This window comes from Paenibacillus sp. YIM B09110 (assembly GCF_037167145.1).
Taxonomy (GTDB): Bacteria; Bacillota; Bacilli; order Paenibacillales; family Paenibacillaceae; genus Pristimantibacillus.
Map to the genome: position 1 here is coordinate 139,392 of NZ_JBANSP010000011.1, position 21,288 is coordinate 160,679.

Annotated in this window: 27 protein-coding genes; 21 read left to right on the forward strand and 6 right to left on the reverse strand. The window is 50.0% G+C overall.

Annotated features, from left to right (window positions below):
* Positions 1–154: 154 nt before the first annotated feature.
* From V8F51_RS17690 to V8F51_RS17730, 9 genes are all read left to right on the forward strand, one after another.
* Positions 155–355: a hypothetical protein gene (locus V8F51_RS17690; protein WP_337101654.1), complete on the forward strand. Its 201-nt coding sequence runs from the start codon at positions 155–157 to the stop codon at positions 353–355.
* Between the two features lie 33 nt (positions 356–388).
* On the forward strand, positions 389–610 hold the full coding sequence (locus V8F51_RS17695; protein WP_337101655.1) for a hypothetical protein: 222 nt from the start codon (positions 389–391) through the stop codon (positions 608–610).
* Between the two features lie 115 nt (positions 611–725).
* Positions 726–1,163, forward strand: coding sequence for a Fur family transcriptional regulator (locus V8F51_RS17700; protein WP_337101656.1), 438 nt, complete (start codon positions 726–728; stop codon positions 1,161–1,163).
* The gene (yidD, locus tag V8F51_RS17705) at positions 1,163–1,420 is read left to right on the forward strand and encodes a membrane protein insertion efficiency factor YidD (protein WP_337101775.1); all 258 of its coding nucleotides are present in this window, start codon (positions 1,163–1,165) and stop codon (positions 1,418–1,420) included. Before V8F51_RS17700 ends, yidD begins: the two co-directional genes overlap by 1 nt.
* A 413-nt stretch (positions 1,421–1,833) precedes the next feature.
* Positions 1,834–3,831, forward strand: coding sequence for a methionine--tRNA ligase (gene metG, locus V8F51_RS17710; protein WP_337101657.1), 1,998 nt, complete (start codon positions 1,834–1,836; stop codon positions 3,829–3,831).
* 272 nt (positions 3,832–4,103) lie between these two features.
* A complete protein-coding gene (locus V8F51_RS17715; RefSeq protein WP_337101658.1) occupies positions 4,104–5,090 on the forward strand; it encodes a metal ABC transporter solute-binding protein, Zn/Mn family in 987 nt (328 codons plus the stop codon).
* A 74-nt stretch (positions 5,091–5,164) separates the two neighbouring features.
* Positions 5,165–5,989 carry a metal ABC transporter ATP-binding protein gene (locus V8F51_RS17720; protein WP_337101659.1) on the forward strand — a complete coding sequence of 275 codons (825 nt, stop codon included), beginning with the start codon at positions 5,165–5,167 and terminating at the stop codon, positions 5,987–5,989.
* Entirely contained in the window at positions 5,973–6,782 is an 810-nt protein-coding gene (locus V8F51_RS17725; protein ID WP_337101660.1) for a metal ABC transporter permease, read from the forward strand. The genes V8F51_RS17720 and V8F51_RS17725 overlap by 17 nt, the downstream gene beginning before the upstream one ends.
* Positions 6,783–6,812: 30 nt before the next feature.
* Positions 6,813–7,526: a cytochrome c biogenesis CcdA family protein gene (locus V8F51_RS17730; protein WP_337101661.1), complete on the forward strand. Its 714-nt coding sequence runs from the start codon at positions 6,813–6,815 to the stop codon at positions 7,524–7,526.
* Here the strand turns inward: V8F51_RS17730 and splB are convergent.
* Complete coding sequence (splB, locus tag V8F51_RS17735) at positions 7,523–8,590, reverse strand: spore photoproduct lyase (protein ID WP_337101662.1); 1,068 nt, start codon at positions 8,588–8,590, stop codon at positions 7,523–7,525. The genes V8F51_RS17730 and splB overlap by 4 nt on opposite strands.
* A gap of 199 nt (positions 8,591–8,789) precedes the next feature.
* On the opposite strand from splB, the gene mntR reads away from it, so the two are divergent.
* Complete coding sequence (gene mntR, locus V8F51_RS17740; protein WP_337101663.1) at positions 8,790–9,212, forward strand: transcriptional regulator MntR; 423 nt, start codon at positions 8,790–8,792, stop codon at positions 9,210–9,212.
* Positions 9,213–9,280: 68 nt separating this feature from the next.
* Here the strand turns inward: mntR and V8F51_RS17745 are convergent, their stop codons facing one another.
* Both V8F51_RS17745 and V8F51_RS17750 read right to left on the reverse strand, forming a co-directional pair.
* The gene (locus V8F51_RS17745) at positions 9,281–9,604 is read right to left on the reverse strand and encodes a hypothetical protein (protein ID WP_337101664.1); all 324 of its coding nucleotides are present in this window, start codon (positions 9,602–9,604) and stop codon (positions 9,281–9,283) included.
* A gap of 26 nt (positions 9,605–9,630) precedes the next feature.
* A complete protein-coding gene (locus V8F51_RS17750; RefSeq protein WP_337101665.1) occupies positions 9,631–10,662 on the reverse strand; it encodes a DUF1385 domain-containing protein in 1,032 nt (343 codons plus the stop codon).
* Positions 10,663–10,870: 208 nt separating this feature from the next.
* Between V8F51_RS17750 and V8F51_RS17755 the strand changes: the two genes are divergently transcribed.
* From V8F51_RS17755 to V8F51_RS17775, 5 genes are all read left to right on the forward strand, one after another.
* The gene (locus V8F51_RS17755) at positions 10,871–11,389 is read left to right on the forward strand and encodes a YqhR family membrane protein (protein WP_337101666.1); all 519 of its coding nucleotides are present in this window, start codon (positions 10,871–10,873) and stop codon (positions 11,387–11,389) included.
* 173 nt (positions 11,390–11,562) lie between these two features.
* Entirely contained in the window at positions 11,563–12,003 is a 441-nt protein-coding gene (aroQ, locus tag V8F51_RS17760) for a type II 3-dehydroquinate dehydratase (protein ID WP_337101667.1), read from the forward strand.
* 19 nt (positions 12,004–12,022) lie between these two features.
* Positions 12,023–13,096: a M24 family metallopeptidase gene (locus V8F51_RS17765; protein WP_337101668.1), complete on the forward strand. Its 1,074-nt coding sequence runs from the start codon at positions 12,023–12,025 to the stop codon at positions 13,094–13,096.
* Positions 13,097–13,123: 27 nt separating this feature from the next.
* The gene (gene efp / locus V8F51_RS17770) at positions 13,124–13,681 is read left to right on the forward strand and encodes an elongation factor P (RefSeq protein ID WP_337101669.1); all 558 of its coding nucleotides are present in this window, start codon (positions 13,124–13,126) and stop codon (positions 13,679–13,681) included.
* A gap of 144 nt (positions 13,682–13,825) precedes the next feature.
* On the forward strand, positions 13,826–15,079 hold the full coding sequence (locus V8F51_RS17775) for an aspartate kinase (RefSeq protein ID WP_337101670.1): 1,254 nt from the start codon (positions 13,826–13,828) through the stop codon (positions 15,077–15,079).
* 79 nt (positions 15,080–15,158) lie between these two features.
* Here V8F51_RS17775 and V8F51_RS17780 read toward each other — a convergent pair whose 3' ends face one another.
* The 3 genes from V8F51_RS17780 to V8F51_RS17790 form a co-directional block, all read right to left on the reverse strand.
* Positions 15,159–15,614 carry a DUF441 domain-containing protein gene (locus V8F51_RS17780; RefSeq protein ID WP_337101671.1) on the reverse strand — a complete coding sequence of 152 codons (456 nt, stop codon included), beginning with the start codon at positions 15,612–15,614 and terminating at the stop codon, positions 15,159–15,161.
* Between the two features lie 99 nt (positions 15,615–15,713).
* Entirely contained in the window at positions 15,714–16,424 is a 711-nt protein-coding gene (locus tag V8F51_RS17785; RefSeq protein ID WP_337101672.1) for a 2-phosphosulfolactate phosphatase, read from the reverse strand.
* Between the two features lie 60 nt (positions 16,425–16,484).
* Entirely contained in the window at positions 16,485–17,309 is an 825-nt protein-coding gene (locus tag V8F51_RS17790; RefSeq protein ID WP_337101673.1) for a phosphosulfolactate synthase, read from the reverse strand.
* 157 nt (positions 17,310–17,466) lie between these two features.
* Between V8F51_RS17790 and V8F51_RS17795 the strand changes: the two genes are divergently transcribed.
* From V8F51_RS17795 to spoIIIAE, 6 genes are all read left to right on the forward strand, one after another.
* Positions 17,467–17,733, forward strand: a complete 267-nt coding sequence (locus tag V8F51_RS17795; RefSeq protein ID WP_337101674.1) for a YqhV family protein — start codon at positions 17,467–17,469, stop codon at positions 17,731–17,733.
* Positions 17,734–17,825: 92 nt separating this feature from the next.
* The gene (gene spoIIIAA, locus V8F51_RS17800) at positions 17,826–18,863 is read left to right on the forward strand and encodes a stage III sporulation protein AA (protein WP_337101675.1); all 1,038 of its coding nucleotides are present in this window, start codon (positions 17,826–17,828) and stop codon (positions 18,861–18,863) included.
* Positions 18,860–19,378: a stage III sporulation protein SpoIIIAB gene (gene spoIIIAB / locus V8F51_RS17805; RefSeq protein WP_337101676.1), complete on the forward strand. Its 519-nt coding sequence runs from the start codon at positions 18,860–18,862 to the stop codon at positions 19,376–19,378. The genes spoIIIAA and spoIIIAB overlap by 4 nt, the downstream gene beginning before the upstream one ends.
* Before the next feature lie 15 nt (positions 19,379–19,393).
* On the forward strand, positions 19,394–19,597 hold the full coding sequence (gene spoIIIAC / locus V8F51_RS17810) for a stage III sporulation protein AC (RefSeq protein ID WP_337101677.1): 204 nt from the start codon (positions 19,394–19,396) through the stop codon (positions 19,595–19,597).
* Between the two features lie 37 nt (positions 19,598–19,634).
* On the forward strand, positions 19,635–20,030 hold the full coding sequence (gene spoIIIAD / locus V8F51_RS17815) for a stage III sporulation protein AD (protein WP_307467306.1): 396 nt from the start codon (positions 19,635–19,637) through the stop codon (positions 20,028–20,030).
* Between the two features lie 5 nt (positions 20,031–20,035).
* Positions 20,036–21,283: a stage III sporulation protein AE gene (gene spoIIIAE, locus V8F51_RS17820; RefSeq protein ID WP_337101678.1), complete on the forward strand. Its 1,248-nt coding sequence runs from the start codon at positions 20,036–20,038 to the stop codon at positions 21,281–21,283.
* Positions 21,284–21,288 lie beyond the last annotated feature (5 nt).

The following is a 21,288-nucleotide window of genomic DNA, read 5'->3' on the forward strand; positions in this document are numbered from 1 at the left end:
CATTCCTTTTGCAGGCAAGGGGGCCGCTTCATTTGTTGCCGGCACTCCTTGTCTTGTCACGAAATCGACCGGGTTTACGGCTGGATAATGGCAGACTTATCCCTTATAATGGCTAGTGACGTGTATATATTAGTCTATAGAGGAGAGGTAACCTGTGTCATTAGTTGATGTTAGTAACGTATCCGCATCGTTATTTATACTGGGTATTGTGTTCTTATTGCTTATCTTTGGTTTGCTCAGCTTCGGCATATTGCGAATGTTCCAGCAGAAGTTCAGGACAGGCTGGTTCTGCTTCGGCGGTGCTGTCGTCAGCTTCGGCGTATTCATGTACATATTAAACGAATGGTTTCTATAGCGCGCTGTAGCCATCTTATTGGAGGAATCGTCGTTGTTCTGGACGTTAATGTGGTTTATCGTTAATATATTGTTCGTGACTTCCGTGATCGTCTTCCTGTTCATGCACCGCGCATACAAGGAAGCGGCTCTACAGGCTGATCGTGAAAGACTGGCTAAGAGCAAGAGCAGACGGCTGCTGTTTGGTGTAATCAGCGTTGCGATGTTAATCGCTATGGTGGCCAGCTTCTTAATAAATATGCGAATGAACGGCTAAAATTCGTCGTTTATTGCTATTATAGGTACGTCTGCAAATGGAAGCTCTCATTGACGAGAGCTTTTTTTTTCGGCATTATGAAGATAGCAACTTTCTATGAACGGAGGTACTGACATTGCATACGATAGATGAAATTATACAAAGCATGGCGAGTCAAGGTCTCCGAATTACGGACCAAAGGAAGACGCTCGCTAAACTGTTCGCCCAGTCCCCCGGTTATTTGGCGCCTAAGGAAGTCTATGAATATATGGGAAAATCTTATACCGGACTTAGCTTTGATACGGTCTACCGCAATTTGAGGGTGATGGAGGAGCTAGGTGTGCTTGAGCAGGTTATGTTCGAGGAGGGCGTGAAGTTCAAGCTTCATTGCAGAGAGCATGACCATCACCATCATATGATTTGCCTGCAATGCGGGCGCACTTATCCAATCACGTATTGTCCGATGGAGCAGACGGCTGTGCCCGATGACTTCCGCGTCGTGAAGCATAAATTCGAAGTATTCGGCTATTGCAAGGAATGCGTGCAGGAAGATACGGCCGCGAGCGAACGATAATGGGCAGCGGACGGGCAATAAGAATAACGCTTCAAGCACCGATTCATTTCTATCGTAAAGTGATATCGCCTTTGAAGCCGCCAACATGCCGCTTCTATCCGACCTGCTCCATGTATGCGCTTCAAGCGATTGAGCTGCACGGCCCGGCCAAGGGAGCATGGCTTGCAGCAAAAAGAATCGCCCGCTGCCACCCTTTCCATCCAGGAGGATATGATCCCGTTCCGCCGGTGAATGACGGGAATAAGGCGTCTTCTTGACAAGGACGGCTTTACTTCGGTATATTTTAAATTATAACAATTATTGAACTGAATCGTAACGTCCTATGAATGGATAAGTACAATAGCATTCCTTGCTCAGAGAGCCGGTCATTATGGTGCAAGCCGGTGAAGGAAGCGATTGGAAGATGGTCCTGGAGGATCCGCCTTCGAGCAGCAGCAGCATTCGGGTGCTGGGTAAGATTGCGGCGCAGCGCCGGCGTTAACGGCATGCCGTCATTAGCAGACGGCACACGAAGCGTTCGAGTTAGGCAGGCATAATAGCCTCCGATGACTTGACGGAATTTGGGTGGTACCGCGTGAGTGTATACTCTCGTCCCATGTTGGACGGGAGTTTTTTGCGTTCACTGGCAAGTCTCAGTACGATAGGAACAATACGGGAGGTCGAATAAACGATGTCTAAGAAAGAACCTTTTTACATTACAACGCCGATCTATTATCCGAGCGATAAGCTCCATATCGGCCACGCCTATTCTACGGTCGCGGGAGACGCGATGGCTAGATATAAGCGTCTTCGCGGCTATGATGTATGGTATTTGACAGGAACGGACGAGCACGGCCAGAAGATCGAGCGCAAAGCGCAAGAGAAGGGCAAGACGCCGCAGCAATTCGTAGATGATATTGTGGTCGGCATCAAAGAGCTTTGGAAGAAGCTCGATATTACGAACGATGACTTCATTCGGACGACAGAGGAGCGCCATAAGCAGGTTGTTGCTCAAATCTTTGACCGTTTCTTGAAGCAGGACGATATTTACAAAAGCACCTATGAGGGCTGGTATTGCACATCCTGTGAATCTTTTTTCCTGGAGCGCCAGCTTGAAGACGGAAGATGTCCGGATTGCGGCAAAGAGGTCGAGTGGGTAACGGAGGAAAGCTACTTCTTCCGGATGAGCAAATATGCAGACCGCTTGCTGCAATACTATGAAGAGCACCCAGACTTTATCCAACCCGAATCGCGCAAAAACGAGATGATCAACAACTTCATTAAGCCGGGTCTTGAAGACCTCGCTGTATCGCGGACGACATTCGATTGGGGCATTAAAGTGCCGGGAGATCCGAAGCATGTCATCTATGTGTGGATCGATGCGTTGTCCAACTATATTACGGCGCTTGGCTACAACACCGATAATGACGAGAAATTCCGCAAGCATTGGCCGGCAAGCGTTCATCTAATGAGCAAGGAAATCGTCCGCTTCCATACGATTTATTGGCCGATTATGCTCATGGCGCTTGACCTGCCGCTGCCGAAGAAAGTGTTCGCGCATGGCTGGCTGCTTATGAAGGATGGCAAAATGTCGAAGTCGAAGGGCAACGTCGTGGATCCTGTCGTTCTTATCGATCGTTACGGCTTGGATGCGCTTCGTTATTACTTGCTGCGTGAAGTGCCTTTCGGGGCAGACGGAGCGTTCACGCCGGAAAACTTCGTGGATCGCATTAACTTCGATCTCGCGAACGACCTTGGCAATCTGCTGAATCGTACAGTCGCGATGATTGACAAATATTTTGATGGCGTTATTCCGACAACGAATCTTGTGCCTACAGACTTCGACGAATCGCTCAAGAAGCTTGGCAGCGACACGGTAACCCAAGTGGAAGCGGCGATGGAAGGCATGGAATTCTCGGTTGCGCTTGCGGCAATCTGGCAATTCGTCAGCCGTACGAACAAATATATCGACGAGACGCAGCCATGGGCGCTTGCCAAGGACATTGCTAAAGTCGGCGAGCTTGGATCGGTTATGAACCATCTTGCTGAATCGCTGCGCATTATCTCCATCCTGTTGCAGCCGTACCTGACGAATGCGCCTCGCGAAATGTGGCGTCAGCTTGGCATCACGGAAGGCGAATCGACGATATGGGAGAGCACAAAAAGCTTTGGAATCATTGGCGAGGGCACTCGCGTAACGAAAGGAACACCGATCTTCCCGCGTCTCGAGATGGCAGAAGAAGCTGCGTATATCGCGGGAACGATGGGGGGAGGCGTTAAGCAGGCAGAGGCTGCATCGGAAGAGCCTGCTGCTGCCAATTCGTCTGCAAAGGCAGACAAGTCGGAGACGGCTGTGGAGTCGAAAGAAGAAATCGGCATCGATGATTTCGCGAAGGTAGAGCTTCGCGTTGCGCAAGTAATCGCGGCTGAACCGGTTGCGAAAGCCGATAAGCTGTTGAAGCTGCAGCTTGATCTTGGTTATGAGCAGCGCCAGGTCGTCTCGGGCATTGCGAAGTTCTACACGCCAGAGCAGATGGTTGGCCGCAAAGTCATTTGCGTGACGAACTTGAAGCCGGTTAAGCTGCGCGGCGAAATGTCGCAAGGCATGATACTCGCTGCTTCGCATGGCGACCAATTGACGCTGGCTACCGTTCCTGACGAGATGCCGAACGGGGCAATCGTTAAGTAAGTTGGCAGCAATCTAAATAAGGCAGAGGCTGATCCTAAACGCTTTGGCGGACGGGGTCAGCCTCTTTGCTGTCTCCTTATATTTAAGATCAAACGGGTCAATACAGGAGATAGGACACGCCTTCCGAATTGGAAGGAAACTTATATTTATCGTTGACAGCCTAAAGCTGGCGTCGTATAATACAAAACGTAATCATAACGATTACGATTAAGAGATTGCAAGATTAGGCAGCCGGCTATCATACTAGGAAAGAAGAAATGGAGTGTAACAAGATGAGAACAAGAACAAGAGGAATACGATACTTAGGAATAAGCTTAGTTGCTGCAATCGTGCTATTGACTGCGGCTTGCGGCAATTCATCTAATGATACGAATACAGAAGAGGGCAATACGGAACAAGACGGCAAGCTAAGCGTCGTTACAAGCTTTTATCCCTTATATTTTATGGCTAAGGAAATTGGCGGAGAGCATGTGAAGGTTGATAATCTCGTCGCAGCAGGAGTTGAACCGCATGACTGGACGCCAAAAAGCAGGGATCTGAGTACGGCTTCCAACGCGAATCTGTTCCTGTATCACGGGGCTGGCCTTGAAAGCTGGGTTGAGGATTTCCAGAAAGGGTTGTCCAAGGATAGCGGCGTAGCAGTGAAGGAAATGAGCGAAGGTATTACTTTGATTCATGGCGAAGAAGAAGAGGAACACGAACATGAGCATGAAGGCGAAGAGGACCACGACCATGAAGGTTTGGACCCTCATACGTGGGTAAGTCCGAAATCCGCGCTGATTTTGGCGGAAAATATAAAGGATAGCTTAATCGAGGCAGACGGTACGCATAAAGCCGATTATGAGCAAAACTTTGCAGCGCTTCAAGAAAAGCTCGTTGCAATCGATGCTAAGTATACGGAGGAGCTCACAAAAGCGAGCAAAAAGGATATCGTTGTGTCCCATCAGGCGTTCGGTTACTTGGCTAGAGATTATGGCTTGAATCAGGTGGCCATTATGGGATTAAGCCCGGACGCCGAGCCGCGAGCTCAAGACTTGTTGGAGATCGCAAAATTCGTCAAGGAAAACGATGTTCGCTTTATTTTCTTCGAGGAGCTGGTATCCGATAACTTAGCTAAGACGCTTGCCGATGAGGCGGATGTAGAGACGCAAGTTCTTAATCCTCTGGAGGGACTTACATCGGAGCAGGAGAAGGCAGGCGACTCCTACTTGACGCTTATGGAACGAAACTTGCAATATCTGACGCAAGCATTACAATAAAGTGAAACGATAGACAGGCAAGACGGGCTAATATCGCTGAGATATAGCCCCTTATTGCTGTAAGGAGATAGAACATGCTGCAACCAAAAACATTAATAAGCGAAACGCCGAATTGCCATCAGGAGGTTATCTCACTCGACGGCGTATCGTTCTCGTACCAACAGCAGTCGGTCATTTCGAACGTAAGCTTCGGTGTGAAGGAACGTGATTTCATCGGCTTAATCGGAACGAATGGCGCCGGCAAGACGACATTGCTGCGAATGATCGTTGGTTTATTGAAGCCGACGCAGGGGCAGATTCGTCTGTTCGGACAACCGATTGAGAAGTTCAAGCAATGGGAACGGATCGGCTATGTGCCGCAGAAGAACTCGCTTAATCCGCTGTTTCCAGCGGTTGTGAGGGAAGTTGTGCTATCCGGACTATATGGGCGGAATAAGCTGTTCAAGAAAGTAACGAAGGAAGATCATCAGAAATGCAATGATGCGCTTCATGCTATGGGGATCGAGGACTTAAGCGAGAAGCGGATCGGTCTGCTCTCGGGCGGTCAGCAGCAGCGCGTATTTCTCGCAAGGGCGCTGATCAACAATCCGTCATTGCTCATTCTGGATGAGCCGACGGTCGGTATCGATACCGAGACGCAGGAAAGCTTTTTCCATATGATCAAGCATATGCATCAGCATCATAATATGACGTTCCTGATGGTGTCGCATGACATGGATATGATTCGGTCGTACCTCGGCCAGCAGCCGGCTTCCGAGAGCGGCAAGCTAAAGTTCTATATCAGACATTCGCATGAGACGCAGGATTGCGTAGAGAGCAATTTGGCACATAGCTTGAAAGGGCTAAGGGAGCAATTGGAGAGCGGGAAAGAGGTTGTTCGGATTGGAGATCGTTACTAGCGAGTTTTTTCAAAGAGCTCTTATCGGGGGCTTGTTAATTGGTGTTACTGCGCCGCTGATGGGTATATTTCTTGTGCTGCGCAGACTATCGATGATCGGAGATACGCTGTCGCATGTATCGATTGCCGGCGTTGCACTCGGATTCCTTATTGGTGTCTATCCGATCGCGGTCGGTCTTGTGTTCGCTATCGCTGCTTCATTCGGCATCGAGAAGCTTCGCAAAGCGTATAAGACGTACGCTGAGTTGTCACTGGCCATAATGATGTCGGGAGGCGTGGCGCTGGCCTCGCTGCTGTTCACGCTTGGCAAAGGATTCAATATGAACGTGAACAGTTACTTATTCGGAAGCATCTACACGCTTAGCAGCGGCGATCTTTATTTAATCGGCGTGGTAACGCTTGTCGTTCTGATAGCGATCCGAACACAGGTGAAGGAGCTGTTTCTCATTACTTTCGATGAAGATGCGGCTGCGGTAAGCGGGTTGCCCGTCCGTTTCTATAATGTTATGATTAGCGTGCTTACAGCACTTGTTATTAGCGTATCGATCAAGATTGTAGGCGCTTTGCTCGTATCGGCTCTATTAACGATACCAGCTGCTTGCAGTCTGATTATCGCAAGAAGCTTCAAGCAAAGCGTTATTTCGGTTGTTATTATCGGTGAGATTGCTGTCGTTGCCGGCTTGCTGATTGCGGGAGTTTGGAATCTTGCGCCAGGAGGAACGATTGTATTGCTGCTAATCGTTATTTTGCTTCTGTTGCTCGTGTTCAAGCGAGGCATGAAGTTAGGCAACTGAGCAACTGATACGAGATTGAGGTGAAATGGTTTGACCGATGTTAATATTTGGCTGGCGTTCACCGCCGGCATTGCTTCGTTTGTGTCACCTTGCTGCTTGCCCTTATATCCATCTTATTTATCGTACATAACCGGTATTTCGGTATCCGATCTGAAAGAAAACGACCATACGAAGAAGCAGCGCATGCGCATGATGTCGCACACGTTCTTCTTCATATTGGGTTTCTGTACGGTGTATTATGCATTAGGATATTCGACGAATCTGTTCGCGGAATTCTTCAGTGAATATCGTCAGCTTATCCGTCAATTATCGGCAATACTTATTATTCTGATGGGCTTGTTCTTAATCGGACTATTCCAGCCGAAGCTGCTGCTCAAAGACACGAGGAAAAATCTGATTCCGCGGAAATCAAACTATATCAGCTCGTTTGTGTTCGGTATCGGCTTCTCGGCAGGCTGGTCGCCATGTGTTGGTCCCGTATTGACGGCAATTCTTGGCTTGGCAGCCTCGTCGCCGGATACATGGTTCCAATTAACGACAGCTTATGCACTCGGGTTCGCAATCCCATTCTTCGTATTGGCCTTCTTCCTAGGCACGGCAAGATGGATACTGAAGTACTCTTCCCTTGTCATGAAGATCGGCGGCGGCGTTATGCTGCTTATGGGCGTGCTGCTGTTCACGGATCAGATGACGCAAATTACGATTTGGCTGAATTCAATAACGCCGGAATGGCTGAAGTTCTAAGTAAAGTATTCGATCTTCGCTTCCGGAAAATGCTCGAAAATGCGCTCCGATATGAACATGCGGAGCGCATTTGCCTGTTCATCGGGATATACGTATTTGCCTTGTCCCCAGCGTCCCCATTTATACTTGCGTTTCTCGATGTCCATTTCCAGCTTCGTACGAGGGTAACGCTTCTCAATGACGGTTTTAGCCGTTTTCGTGAAGCGGTGCTGGATTAACTCGAACGTGAGATCACGCCTTGTCTCAGGGGGCAAATCGGCAGCCAGAGCGGCTATCAGTTCGCCATACCCTTCCTCCCAGCCATCATGCCAGATGATCGGCGCAATAATGAAGCCCATCGGATAACCTGCCTTCGCGACCTTGACCGCGGCTTCGATGCGCTGCTCGAAACGGGAGGTGGCTGGTTCGAAATGTTTAATAACGTATTTGGCGTTAACGCTGAACCTTATTCTCGTGTGGCCGTTATGTTTCGCATCCAGCAACGAATCAACATGATGGAATTTCGTGACGAATCGAAGCCTTCCTAGCGGCTCTTCGCCAATGAATTCAATCAACTCGCGCAAACTGCCAGTAATGGGCTCAAGTCCGACAGGGTCCGAGGTGCAAGCGGCCTCGAAACGGGTAATTTCCGGCTTGCGTTCTTCAATGTAACCTTTGGCTGCTTCGATAATGTCGTCGATATTGACGTAGACACGAATATAAGGTTTAGCGCCAAGCGTTGTTTGCAGATAGCAATAATGGCAATGGGCCATGCAGCCCGTAGCGATCGGTATCGCATATTCCGCTGAAGGCTTGGACGTATCGAATTTGAGTGTCTTGCGAATGCCGACGACGAGTGTGCGTTTCGCAATTTTGTATTGCTCGAGCTCCGTATCGCCGGGCAGATTCGTAATGCGGTTATGCGAGGTCGTCATGCGATAAGGAATGCCCTGCTCCTTCACCCATTCAAAAATGCGTTTGCCTTTCGGATAATCGAGCGCGGACGGCTCAAAATAAACAAGCTCAGGGACGAAGGAAAGCGTTGAACGGTCTATTTTCGGACGATCAATCACGTTAGCGCTCATATAAGCAAAGTCCTCCTCGAATAATGGCACTCATGCTTGGCATCAATGCTTATAGTGTATGGAATTCGAGGACGAAACAAACTGGAAAGATGCAGTGCGGCATTTCGGACGGGTTGCAGTGTCAGGCACGGACAGTGTATGATACATAGAGTAACGCCGAGGAAACAAGGTGAAGATGCAGGGTTAGGGGGTTCTTCAGGTGCCGACTCCGAGCATGGAAGACTACTTAGAGAGAATTTATAAGCTCATCGACGAAAAAGGGTATGCGCGTGTTTCGGATATTGCGGAAGGCTTAGAGGTACATCCGTCCTCGGTCACTAAGATGATACAGAAGCTCGACAAAGACAACTATTTGATCTATGAGAAGTATCGAGGTCTTGTTCTTACGAATAAAGGCAAAAAAATGGGCAAGCGGTTGGTTGACCGTCATCAATTGCTGGAAGATTTCCTGACGACGATTGGCGTGCAGGATGAAAATATTTATCGCGACGTAGAAGGAATCGAGCATCATCTGAGCTGGGATTCCATTACATGTATTGAGACGTTGGTTGAATATTTCCGCCGTGACAGCCAGCGGCTGGAGGAGCTTCGCTCCTTGCGCTCCGAACTGGATAGCGAGTAGAGTACATAGCAATGAATAATGAAAAAGGGGATTGCAGCCCGCGCGGGCTGCAATCCCCTTTTTCGTTGTTAGTGATACTTAGGCATATCGTTGTCGTCCTTGCCGCCCTCAATGACTCGGAACGGCACTGTCTTGGAACGTGGACGGCCAGTCTTCGGCTTAGCGGCCGAGGATGAACGTCCTTGTTTGACGCGCGTATGGCTTTGACCCGTGCGACGATACCCTTGCAAGAACGAAGGCGGATATTTGTAAAGGAGGAAGATCGCGCCGAGTATGACGATGGGAAGGATGAAGCCGAGCGGATTTGTCGTTATGCTGAACAACACTCCGATTACGAGCAGAATCAATATCGTAATTGACCATCCGTTCCATTTTCCTTGTACTCTGCTCATCGCTATTCCTCTTTTCTTATTAGAAATTAAGCTTTCGTCATTTGTTGCTCCAGCTCGCGCATCCGGTTGAAGGAAGCGATGGATACAGCAACTTGCTCGTCTTGCGGTTCTTTGGTCGTCAATAGCTGCAGCCATAGCCCTGGGTAGCCAAGGTAACGAAGTACTGGAATGTCTCTAAGCGCATTCGTCCACTTCAGCACCTCGTAGGAGATGCCAAGCACGACTGGCAGCAAGAGGATACGGATATAGACGCGTTCCCAGATCGAATCCCATGTGAAGATGGGCAGCGAGTATATAACGACGCCGACGATAACGGTAAATACAATGAAGCTCGAACCGCAACGGTAGTGCAGACGGCTGTATTTCTGAACATTGCGCACCGTCAGATCTTCACCGGCTTCATAAGCGCTAATGACCTTGTGCTCTGCGCCGTGATACTGGAAAAGACGCTTAATGAGCGGTGTCATCGAGATGAAGTACAGATACGTAAGCAACAGGATGATTTTAATAAGTCCTTCTAATAAATTATGACCGATTTTGTTGCTGAATACCCCTGCGAATAGCAATTCTTCCAGCGCGGCAGGCACTGCAGTAAATATGAGCTTGCCGAAGATGAAGGACAGGACGCCGGCAACGGCTACGCCGACAACCATACTGATGCTCCAGCCTCCGGATTTCTTCTCTTCCTTGCTTTCTTTCGTAACATCGATTGTAGCTGCTTGCGCGTTAGAATCGGCCTTGTTATCCTTAGTCTCGCTCGTCTCATCCTCCGCATAAGCTTCCATGGAGAAGTTAAGATGCTGCGACCCTTTGGCGCTTGATTCAATAATGCCAACTACACCGCGCACTAAAGGGATTTTTTTTAAGCGTTGTACCCAAGGCTTCGAGACGGAAGGGACCTCGTAAAATACGATTTCATCGTTTTTGCGCCGTACGGCCGTTACGTTAACGTGTTTGCCTGCAAACATTACGCCTTCGATAACAGCTTGTCCGCCATAAGCGCGTCTTATATCCTGCGGCAAGAGCTTGTCACCATCCCCAAAGTAAGGTTTCGTCATCAATTCTATTGCGACGAATCTGTCTATCGTTTTGTAAGTCTATTGTACTTGATCTATGCGTGAAATGCCAACGTCATCATCATCCAGCAGCACTTATGGTAGGTGTATGTTGATTCCGTTATAAGTGTGCATTGATGAATTGCAAAGAAGGCGATTGTCACATAATAAAGGAGTCAGATACAAGATAGCAAAGAAAGGCGGAATTAAGATGTCAACGTTGGCTAATAACAAACGCAGCGACCAGCAAGTTTACTCGGATCATCATACGAATCCATGGACGTACCCGATGATGATAGGACTTTATGCCGGAATCATATGGGGCGGACTTAGGTGGGTGTTCTATCAAATTAAGTTTACAACCGTGCTGCCGGGGTTTATTGGCGATCCTTTTTTTAAGCAGTCTTTTTTGAAGACGGGATGGGGAGAACTAGCCGGAGTAGGATGCTATGTCGTATTTTCAGTTGCCGCGGCACTGTTGTATAAGCTCGTTCTCGGGAAATTGCGCGGCGCATGGCCAGGAATAGGCTACGGCGTATTCTGGTGGGCGCTTATCTTCTTATTGCTCGGTCCTATGTTCGGTATGACGGAATCGATTACGAAATCCGGCTGGAATACACTGTTCACGGAGATCTGTGTATTCATTCTTTGGGGGCTGTTTATCGGCTATTCCATCGCTTTCGAATTTACGGACGAAGCATCGCGGGAGCCGATTCCGGCACCGACATGAGTTATCACTTCTCAAGCGGCGGACATTTGTGGTAAAATGTGAAAGCCGTTTACGCTAGAGAATGAAAGCAGTATCAGCTTAAACTCTAATACATCGCTCGAGCTTCCCAGCGTGACGACAGATGTGCTCTTCTGCTGGGCACACAAAGCTGCGTTCGTAGGGGAGGTAAATTCATGAGCAAAGTTCTCGTTCTAAACGGTCCTAACCTGAATATGCTGGGCATTCGAGAGCCTGGGGTGTATGGAACGGAAACGCTGGCCTATATTGAATCGCTTGTGAGGGAGAAGGGCGAGGCGCTTGGCTTCGAGATCGATTTCTTCCAAAGTAACCATGAGGGCTTGATGATCGACAGGATACATTGTGCTTTCGGCATTGCTAACGGAATCGTCATTAATCCTGGCGCTTGGACGCACTACAGCTACGCGATGCGAGATGCGCTTAGCGCGGTAAGCTTGCCGATCGTTGAAGTGCATTTGTCCAACATTCATAAAAGAGAAGCGTTCCGGCATGTATCGGTTATCGCTCCGATTGCCGTCGGACAGATTGCGGGCTTTGGCGCGCATAGCTACTTATTGGGCTTGGATGCGTTGGCACAGCATTTGCAAAGTAAGTGAATGAAAGGAAGTGTAGCTTATGTCAAACGAAAGAGTAAACCGTCTGCGCAAGCTGCTAGTGGAATCAAGCTATGAAGCCATTCTTATCGGGAGCGATATTAATCGCCGCTATATCAGCGGATTCACAGGCTCCTCAGGAATGGTGCTTATTACGCAGGACGAAAGCTATTTGCTCACTGATTTCCGGTATCGTACACAAGCGCCGCAGCAGGCGGCAGGCTTCCAGATCGTGGAGCATGGTGCGAATCCGATTAACGATGTGCGCGAGCTGCTTGCCAAGCACGGCATTAAGCGGTTAGCTTTCGAACAGGATCATGTCGTCTACAGCCAATACTCAGCTTGGGCTGAGGCATTGCCAGGCATTGATCTGCAGCCTTCCGGCGCGCTCGTAGAGAAGCTTCGGATGATTAAGGACGCAGCAGAGCTCAAGGTGATGCAAGAAGCTGCCGATCTGGCGGACAAGACGTTCAGTCACATTCTGAATATCATTAAGCCGGGCATCAGAGAGTCGGATATTGCCCTTGAGATGGAAGTGTTCATGCGCAGTCATGGCGCAACTTCATCCTCCTTCGACACTATTGTTGCTTCAGGCGAGCGTTCAGCGCTTCCGCATGGTGTTGCAAGTGATCGTCTTGTAGGACAAAATGAATTTGTCAAGCTTGATTTCGGCGCTTATTATCAAGGCTATTGCTCCGATCTTACACGGACGATAGTGGTCGGCACGCCGACCGAGAAGCACCGTGAAATATATTCTATCGTGCTGGAAGCGCAGTTGCATGCGCTTGAGCATATTAAGCCGGGCATTAGCGGACGTGAAGCGGATGCGCTTGCTCGCGACGTTATTGCGAAGTACGGCTACGGCGATCTATTCGGACATGGCACTGGTCACGGTCTTGGCATGGAAATTCATGAATCGCCTAGATTGTCGAAGTTCAGCGAAACGATTTTAACCCCCGGCATGACTGTAACGGTAGAGCCTGGCATATACATTCCCGGCTTCGGCGGGGTTCGTATCGAGGACGATATCGTGATTACGGAAACCGGTATTAAAATATTAACCTCATCTCCGAAAGAGCTCATTATTTTGGGATAGGAACAATTTATTCAGGAGGTATATTCAGTGATTTCAGTAAATGATTTTAAAACAGGCTTGACCGTACAGGTCGACACCGACATCTTCTCCGTAATTGACTTTCAGCACGTGAAACCGGGCAAAGGCGCGGCTTTCGTTCGTTCCAAATTGCGCAACCTTCGCAACGGCAACGTTGTTGAGAAAACGTTCCGTGCGGGCGAGACAATCGGCCGTGCAATCATCGAGAACCGCGAAGTGCAATACCTGTACAACTCCGGTTCCGAATATACTTTCATGGACAACGAGACTTACGACCAATTCAACCTCGACAAGAAACAGCTTGAATGGGAGATTAACTTCTTGAAAGAGAACATGAACGTTAACATCTCCAGCTACCAAGGCGAAATCCTCGGTATTCAGATGCAAACGAGCGTTGATCTGAAAGTAACGGAAACGGAGCCGGGCGTGAAAGGCAACACAGCCCAAGGCGCAACGAAAAACGCGACGCTTGAGACTGGTCTTACGGTTCAAGTTCCTTTGTTCATCAACGAAGGCGACGTGCTTCTGATCGACACGCGCGAAGGCAAATACATTTCCCGCGCTTAGTTGCAGCGGGATGTGAAAATGATGGAAAACCGTCCGGTGCTTGCATTCGGACGGTTTTTTTTGTGGGTTTATATACCCATTAGCTTGCGATTTGTGTTATAATATTGACTTGTATGTATATGTCAAGGTTGGGAGTGAACAGCTTTGTCGTTGATAGTGATGAAGTTTGGCGGCAGCTCTGTCGGTACACCGGAGAGAATGCAGCGCGTAGCAAAACGTATAATTGAAAGGCAGCAGGAGGGCAACCAAATCGTGGTCGTCGTCTCTGCCATGGGTGATACGACCGACGATTTAATCGATCAGTCGAAGGAGCTGAATCCGAATCCGCCGGCGCGCGAGATGGATATGCTGCTTACCGTAGGTGAGCAAATATCGATCGCGTTGCTATCGATGACGATTCATCAGGAAGGTCATAAAGCACAATCGTTCACGGGCTGGCAGGCAGGCATCCGCACTGAAGCCGTTCATGGGAAAGCGAAGATGACCAATATTCAGCCAGATCGGCTGTTCAAGGCGTTAGAGGAAGGCAATGTTGCGATCGTTGCCGGATTCCAAGGAATGACCGAGGAAGGCGAAATAACGACGCTTGGCCGCGGCGGCTCGGATACGACAGCCGTTGCGCTTGCAGCTGCAATCAAAGCGGACGTATGCGAGATTTATACCGACGTTGACGGGATCTATTCGACTGATCCGCGCGTCGTTAAAAATGCCCGCAAGCTGAATGAAATTTCCTATGACGAAATGCTGGAGCTTGCCCATCTTGGAGCGGCAGTATTGCATCCACGAGCAGTGGAATATGCGAAGCATAACAATGTGAAGCTGGTTGTTCGATCCAGCTTTACCCAAAATGAAGGTACGAGCGTAAAGGAGGAAGCGGTAATGGAGCAAGGCGTGGTCGTTCGCGGCATCGCGTTTGACAAAAATGTAGCTAGAATCAGCATTATCGGCGTTGAGGATATTCCTGGCGTGCTTGCTGGCGTATTCGGAGCGTTGGCGGGCAACGGCATCGACGTTGACATTATCGTTCAAAGCGGCGTGCAGGACGGCAAAGCCGACTTCTCCTTCACCGTATCGCGTGACGATAAGGACAAAGCGATTAATGTAATCGAGAGCATCCGCTCCTCTTTCCCTTATCGCGAAGCAAGCTCTGAGGAAGATTTAGTCAAAGTATCGATCGTTGGCGCAGGCATGGTCAGCAATCCAGGCGTAGCTGCGAAAATGTTCGCGGCGATCTCTTCCCTCGGTGTAAGCATCAAAATGGTAAGCACATCCGAAATCAAGTGCTCCTGCGTTATTTCAGCTGAACCGCTGAACGAAGTTGTACGTGCGCTTCATACCGCATACGACCTCGACACGGCAGAGCAAGTATTCGTTGGCGGACCGCAGGACCGTCGCTAATCGCAATCATATGTTAAGTAAGCCCGCGTCGGTATCAGCCGAGCGGGCTTTTTTCATTATTCATTCGGCAATCAAGCAGCTACCCGCCCATAAGCTTAAACAGCTTGTACAATATGGCTGTAATACCGGCGGCCATAAGCGGCCCAACAGGGATGCCGCGCATGAAGACGATGCCGACTATGGAGCCTAGCACAAGCCCGACAATAATCTGAGGGTCGACCTTCAACAGTTCGAGCCCTTTGCCGTTAATATAAGTGGCGGCAGCACCGCCAAGCAGGGCGAGCCAGCCTGGCCAGGAGCTTAGCGCCGCTAACAATTCTTTCGACTGGATCCGTCCCGATGCGAAAGGGACGAGTACACTGAAGGTTAGAAATAACAAGCCAATCTCCAAACCTCGCCTTTCGATTGCTGGTAGAAAACGCTCCAAATGAACGAGCTTAACAGCGAGTAGCAGGCAAGCGGCGGTGGCGATGATCGGGGATCGGCCAACTAAACCAATAATAATCAAGCCTACTAATATAATTTCACCGACCATCCCCAACGACTCCTCGAATAATGATATGCCCAGCAAGCCACCTGATAAGCGGCCTTAGAACAGTTCATTATATGGACAAGCGGGCGTCAATATGTCACTCTAGCTTCTCGTCAACAAATCCCCATTCAGCCTTGGAACTGTCTGATAGACGTCGACAGCCGCACAGGCTTCGACATCTTTTTTGAAGCCAAGCTTGCACAAACGTTTACCCGACATACCGCTCAACAAGGTTTCCACAATGTAGTTTGCCCGGTTGCGATAAAGCGCGAGCATGGCGATTCCGAAGTCGTCCGTCTCTACCGGCGTTCCGCCAAGCTCTTGCAGCTTGTTCAGTACAAGTCCGGCGCATAAACCATCCTCGATAGCAAATTCATCATGGCTGCCCGCGCATAACAGCACGACATCTCGGCGCAAGTCAAGCGCTGCTTTGGCGCTTGCTTCGGCATTCAGCAACGAGGCGGTCAGCACATAATCCGCTCTCATCGATTTGTGAATGGCCCTCGTTCCGTTTGTCGTTGTTAAGATGACCCGTTTGCCAGCTACATTTTGTTCGGAATACTCATCAGGCGAGTTGCCTAAATCAAATCCTGCTATTTTACGGCAAAATCGTTCACCTCCAAGCAGGTCGCCCGGTTTCTGGAGCGCGCGCGCCTCCATAACCGTTTCCGCAGGCAGGACACAGGAAGCACCCGCCTCTATCGCGGAAATTATCGTGCTCGTAGCGCGCAGAACATCGATAATGATTGCCGTTTTATGATGAAACTTGGCCGAGCTGGCCTCATTAACGCTTGAAATGACTTGCACTTGCATCGTATCGTCTCCGCCTCTCCTTCGGCTATCGTTATAGACCTCGCAGTCATAGCCAAAGCATCAAATCATATAAAAAAACGTATCCGACTGCCCGAATTCGAAGGTGTCGGAACGCAAGCCCCGCCTCATAGCCTCCAGCGCCAAAACGTCTGAAGGTGAAATATTCCCGAGATGCACATCAGCGCCGAAATAGCGAAGCAAATGAACCTGCTGCTGCTTCTGCGGCGCTTCCCACATGAGTCGCTTATGCTCCGCAACCCGGCTGATCACTTCCTCCAGCATGTTGTCCCTGCATTTGCCGGATTCGTCGAATAAGCCGACATCTACGCCGGATTCTCGAGCTTCAACGGTTACAAGCATAGCGCCTGCATCCCAGTCGCATTCTGCGGTGAAGGCTAGCTCCTCGGGATCGATTAATGAGCCTGCTGCTTTTTTGCCGTATTCCGTAATGACGCGCAGTCCTCTAGAAATGCCTTCTTTAATAAGGCCTGTTCTTCGTTTGCGGTCAAGCTCGATCGTACCGTCCGATACTTCAATGCCGTTGAAGCCCATCTGACAAACCGTATCCATGAAAGAACCGATTTCTTGCTGAGCAACTGCGGCCTCAAGCAGCGTACCTCCAGGCATAACAATAAGTCCTTGCTCTCTAGCCAGCGTAAGCTTCTGCTGAAGCAGCTCAGGCGTATAGAGAACGGAAGTGCCGAATGCCAGCTTAACGATGTCGACATGCGGACCGGCTAGCTGCACGAAATCAGCGAACTGATGAAAACCCATCCCTTTGTCGATCACCATCGTTTGTCCGAATCGGTTCATTCGGCTAGCTGCCCGTTTGCCGCTAGGATCTTGCAATAGTCGATTCCAGCCCGTGGCTGATGCAATAGTCATGACGATCGTCTCCTCGCCCGCGCTGTGCTTGGGACAGTAGTGTAATCCAATGGTTTACTATATGCGTCATTTGTTAGGCATGTGCCCTGCATGAAATAGAGACAAGCAAGCATAAGCATAGATAGTAGCATCTTATTGGAAAGGAGGCTGATTTCACGTGTTGAACAAAATCGTATTGTCGATGGCATCGCTTCGGTTAATGTCCGGTACGATCGAGATTTGCGCCGCCCTGCTCATGCTGAAGCTGAACCAAATCGACAAGGCGCTAATTATCAATTCATCGCTCGCTTTTGTCGGGCCTGTCATCCTGCTCGCCACGACGACAATCGGACTAATCGGTATGGCAGACAAGCTCTCGCCAGCGAAGTTCACCTGGGTTGCGATTGGAATCATCTGCTTAATGATCGGTATTTTGAAAAAATAATAGATTCTAGCAATCGCGCTAACGAGTCATATTTTCGCCCTATCTGCATACAATTGGAACTACGAGAGGACAAACATCCAGGAGTGATGAGCATGCTGTCGCGAGTCATACATTTGCTGCCGCTTGAATTAAAGTCGTTGCTAGAGCGTCTTCCCGCTCAGGTTAAAGAGCAGCTAGAGGAAATACGAATCCGGGAGGGACGCCCGCTCGAAGTTGGTTTTCGCGGTCAATCCCGCTTTGTTGCAAACGACGGATCGCTCCGGCAATCGACTACGGACGATACGTATAAGTCGAGCAGTGACCTATGCCGAAAGCTGCTTGAGAGAATTACGAACTATTCCTTGTATGCAATGGAAGAAGAGCTGCGAAGAGGTTTTATTACCGTTACGGGCGGCCATCGAATTGGACTTGCTGGCAGAACGATATTGGACGGCGGGACGGTGAGAGGAATTCGGGATATCGGGGCATTCAACATCCGAATCGCAAGAGAAGTAGTCGGAGCCTCGACACACTTGCTGCCTAAGCTGCTGGATAAGACGCGCAAGACGCTGCTGTCGACGCTCATTCTGGCACCGCCGCAGCAAGGCAAGACAACGCTCATTCGCGATATCGCCAGATCGGTAAGCTACGGTTATTGGCAGCAAGGTGATCTGGAGGGCTGGCAAGGTCGCAAGGTTGGCATCGTCGATGAACGTTCGGAGATTGCCGCATGCATGAGGGGCATCCCGACATTCGACATTGGGCCTCGCACCGACGTCATGGATGCTTGCCCGAAGGCAGAGGGAATGATGATGCTGCTTCGGTCGATGTCTCCTGAGGTTATCATCGCCGATGAGATTGGCCGTCCAGAGGATGGCGAAGCGATTCGGGAGGCGAGTCATGCGGGTGTCAGTGTCGTAGCGACCGCACACGCGTACGATTTGCAGGATGCGCGCGGAAGGCCGGTGCTGCAGAAGCTCTTAGACGAAGGGACCTTCGCTAATGTCGTTGAACTGAAGCGAACGGCAGATGGAATTATGCATCGTGTCGTTGCTTCGGGCGGCAAGCGATATGACACCTTTGACCCAGTCGTAGCTTCATCACGACGCGAGGCGAGCGTTAGCAGCCGGTTAAGAGCTGGTGAGCCGTGATTAAGCTGCTTGGAGCAGTTCTCATCCTGATCGCGGGCACGATGATCGGCTTCCAGCAGGCCGCTAGATTTGCGGATCGGCCGAAGCAGCTTAGGCAGCTCGCTCATGCGCTGCAACGGTTGGAGACGGAGATAGGTTACGGACATACGCCGCTTCCTGAGGCGCTCGAACGAACGGCGGAAGCCTCGCCAGCACCGTTGTCCGATCTGTTCCGCAGTGCAGCGGGCGGGGTGTGGCAAGGCGATGAGAAATCATTCCGCGAAAGCTGGGAGCAAGCCGTTAACGAGCAATGGCCATACACCTCGATGCGTTCAGGCGAGCAAGCCGTTATGCTGCGTCTTGGCTCAACGCTGGGCATAAGCGACAAAGAGGATCAGATGAAGCATTTGCGGCTAGCTTTATTGCAATTGAAATCGGAAGAGGATGCAGCCAGAGACGATCAAGGTCGCTACGAGAAAATGTGGAAAAGCCTTGGCGTATTGATCGCAGTGCTGATCGTCATATTGATGGTGTAATGGGGTGCCGTACGGATGAACATGGATGTGAGCGCGATTTTCCAAATTGCCGGCATCGGGATCGTCATTGCAATGATCCATTCGGTTCTGAAGCAAATGGGAAAGGAAGATATGGCGCAATGGGTAACGCTCATCGGGTTTGTTGTCGTCTTACTGATGGTTGTAAGACTGTTGAACGACCTTTTTCAAGAGATTAAGACGATATTTCTGTTCCAGTAGACGTCTGCAGCTAGACGCATTCGAGTAGGTGAACGAAGTGGAAATCATTCAAGTCGTCGGCCTCGGCCTGATGTCAACCGTCCTCATTCTTGTCGTACGGGAGCAGAAGCCGATGTTCGCCTTCCTGCTTGCGGCATTTACGGGATTGTTCATTTTCCTGTATTTGATCGGCAAGATCGACATCGTCATCACGGTGCTTGAGGATCTGGCCAATCGGTCGGGCATTCCGTCCATTTACCTGAAGACGATTTTGAAAATTATCGGGATTGCCTATATCGCCGAGTTCGGAGCGCAGATTGTGAGAGATGCAGGGCAGGAAAGCATCGCGTCAAAAATAGAATTCGCCGGCAAGGTGTTCATCCTTGTCATGGCCGTACCGATCATAAGCGTCATCGTCGAGACAGTGATCGGCTTACTGCCGGCAGGGAGTTGATGCCTATGCTGACTGTATCAAACACCTTAGATCGTGCCAAGCTGCTGCTCGCCGTGATGGCGGCCGTACTGCTGTTCTCCTTCGTGCCTTCAGTGTCGGGTGAAGCCGGTATCTATGCCGAAGAGCCTGCTGCGGTAGGGACGAGCCAGTCGGAGCAGTTGACGAACGAACTGGCCTCTGATCAGATCGGCGGGCTCGATACGGACGCGGTAGAGAGCTATTGGAATAAGCTGCGCAGCGAATATGGCGGTTACTTTCCCGAACAGCGCGTGCCGAGCTTCATGGAAATGATTATGCCTGGCGGCGGAGGGCTAAAGCTAACCGATGTGCTGAAGGGCATCATGAAGTACTTCCTGCATGAAGTGCTCTATAATGGGCGGCTGCTCGTCACGATTGTGCTATTGACGGTGTTCAGCATGGTGCTGGAAACGCTGCAGAACGCTTTCGAAAGAAATGCCGTCAGCAAGGTCGCTTACTCCATTACGTACATGGTCATGATTATTATTGCGGTCAATAGCTTCCACGTCGCAATCGGCTATGCGAGGGAAGCGATCGAGAGCATGATTCAATTCATGCTAGCGATGGTACCGCTGCTCCTGACGCTATTGGCTTCAATGGGCAACGTTGTGTCGGTGTCGGTGCTTCATCCGCTTATTATTTTCATGATTCACGCAGTCGGCACGCTGATCTACACGGTCGTATTTCCACTGCTGTTCTTCTCGGCCGTGCTTCATATTACGAGCGCCTTAACCGACAAGTTCAAGGTGACGCAGCTTGCGAACTTGCTTCGCAACTTAAGCGTTGGCGTACTTGGAGCGATGCTCACCATCTTCCTTGGCGTCATATCCGTTCAGGGCGCAACCGGGGCGGTTACGGACGGCGTTACGCTCAGGACCGCCAAATTCGTAGCCGGCAACTTCGTTCCCGTCGTCGGTCCGATGTTCTCGGGAGCTGCAGATACCGTCATATCGGCTTCAATGCTGGCGAAGAATGCAATCGGATTAGCAGGGGTTATTATTCTGTTATTCATCAGCTCATTCCCAGCGATCAAAATAATGACGCTTGCGCTCATCTACAATTTGGCCGGAGCGATCATGCAGCCGCTTGGCGATTCGCCTATCGTAAACTGCTTGCAGACGATTGGGAAAACGATGATATATGTGTTCGCAGCGCTTGCGGCCGTGAGTCTGATGTTTTTCCTGGCGGTGACGATTATCCTGACAGCCGGCAACGCCGCAATGATGGTCAGATAGGAGGG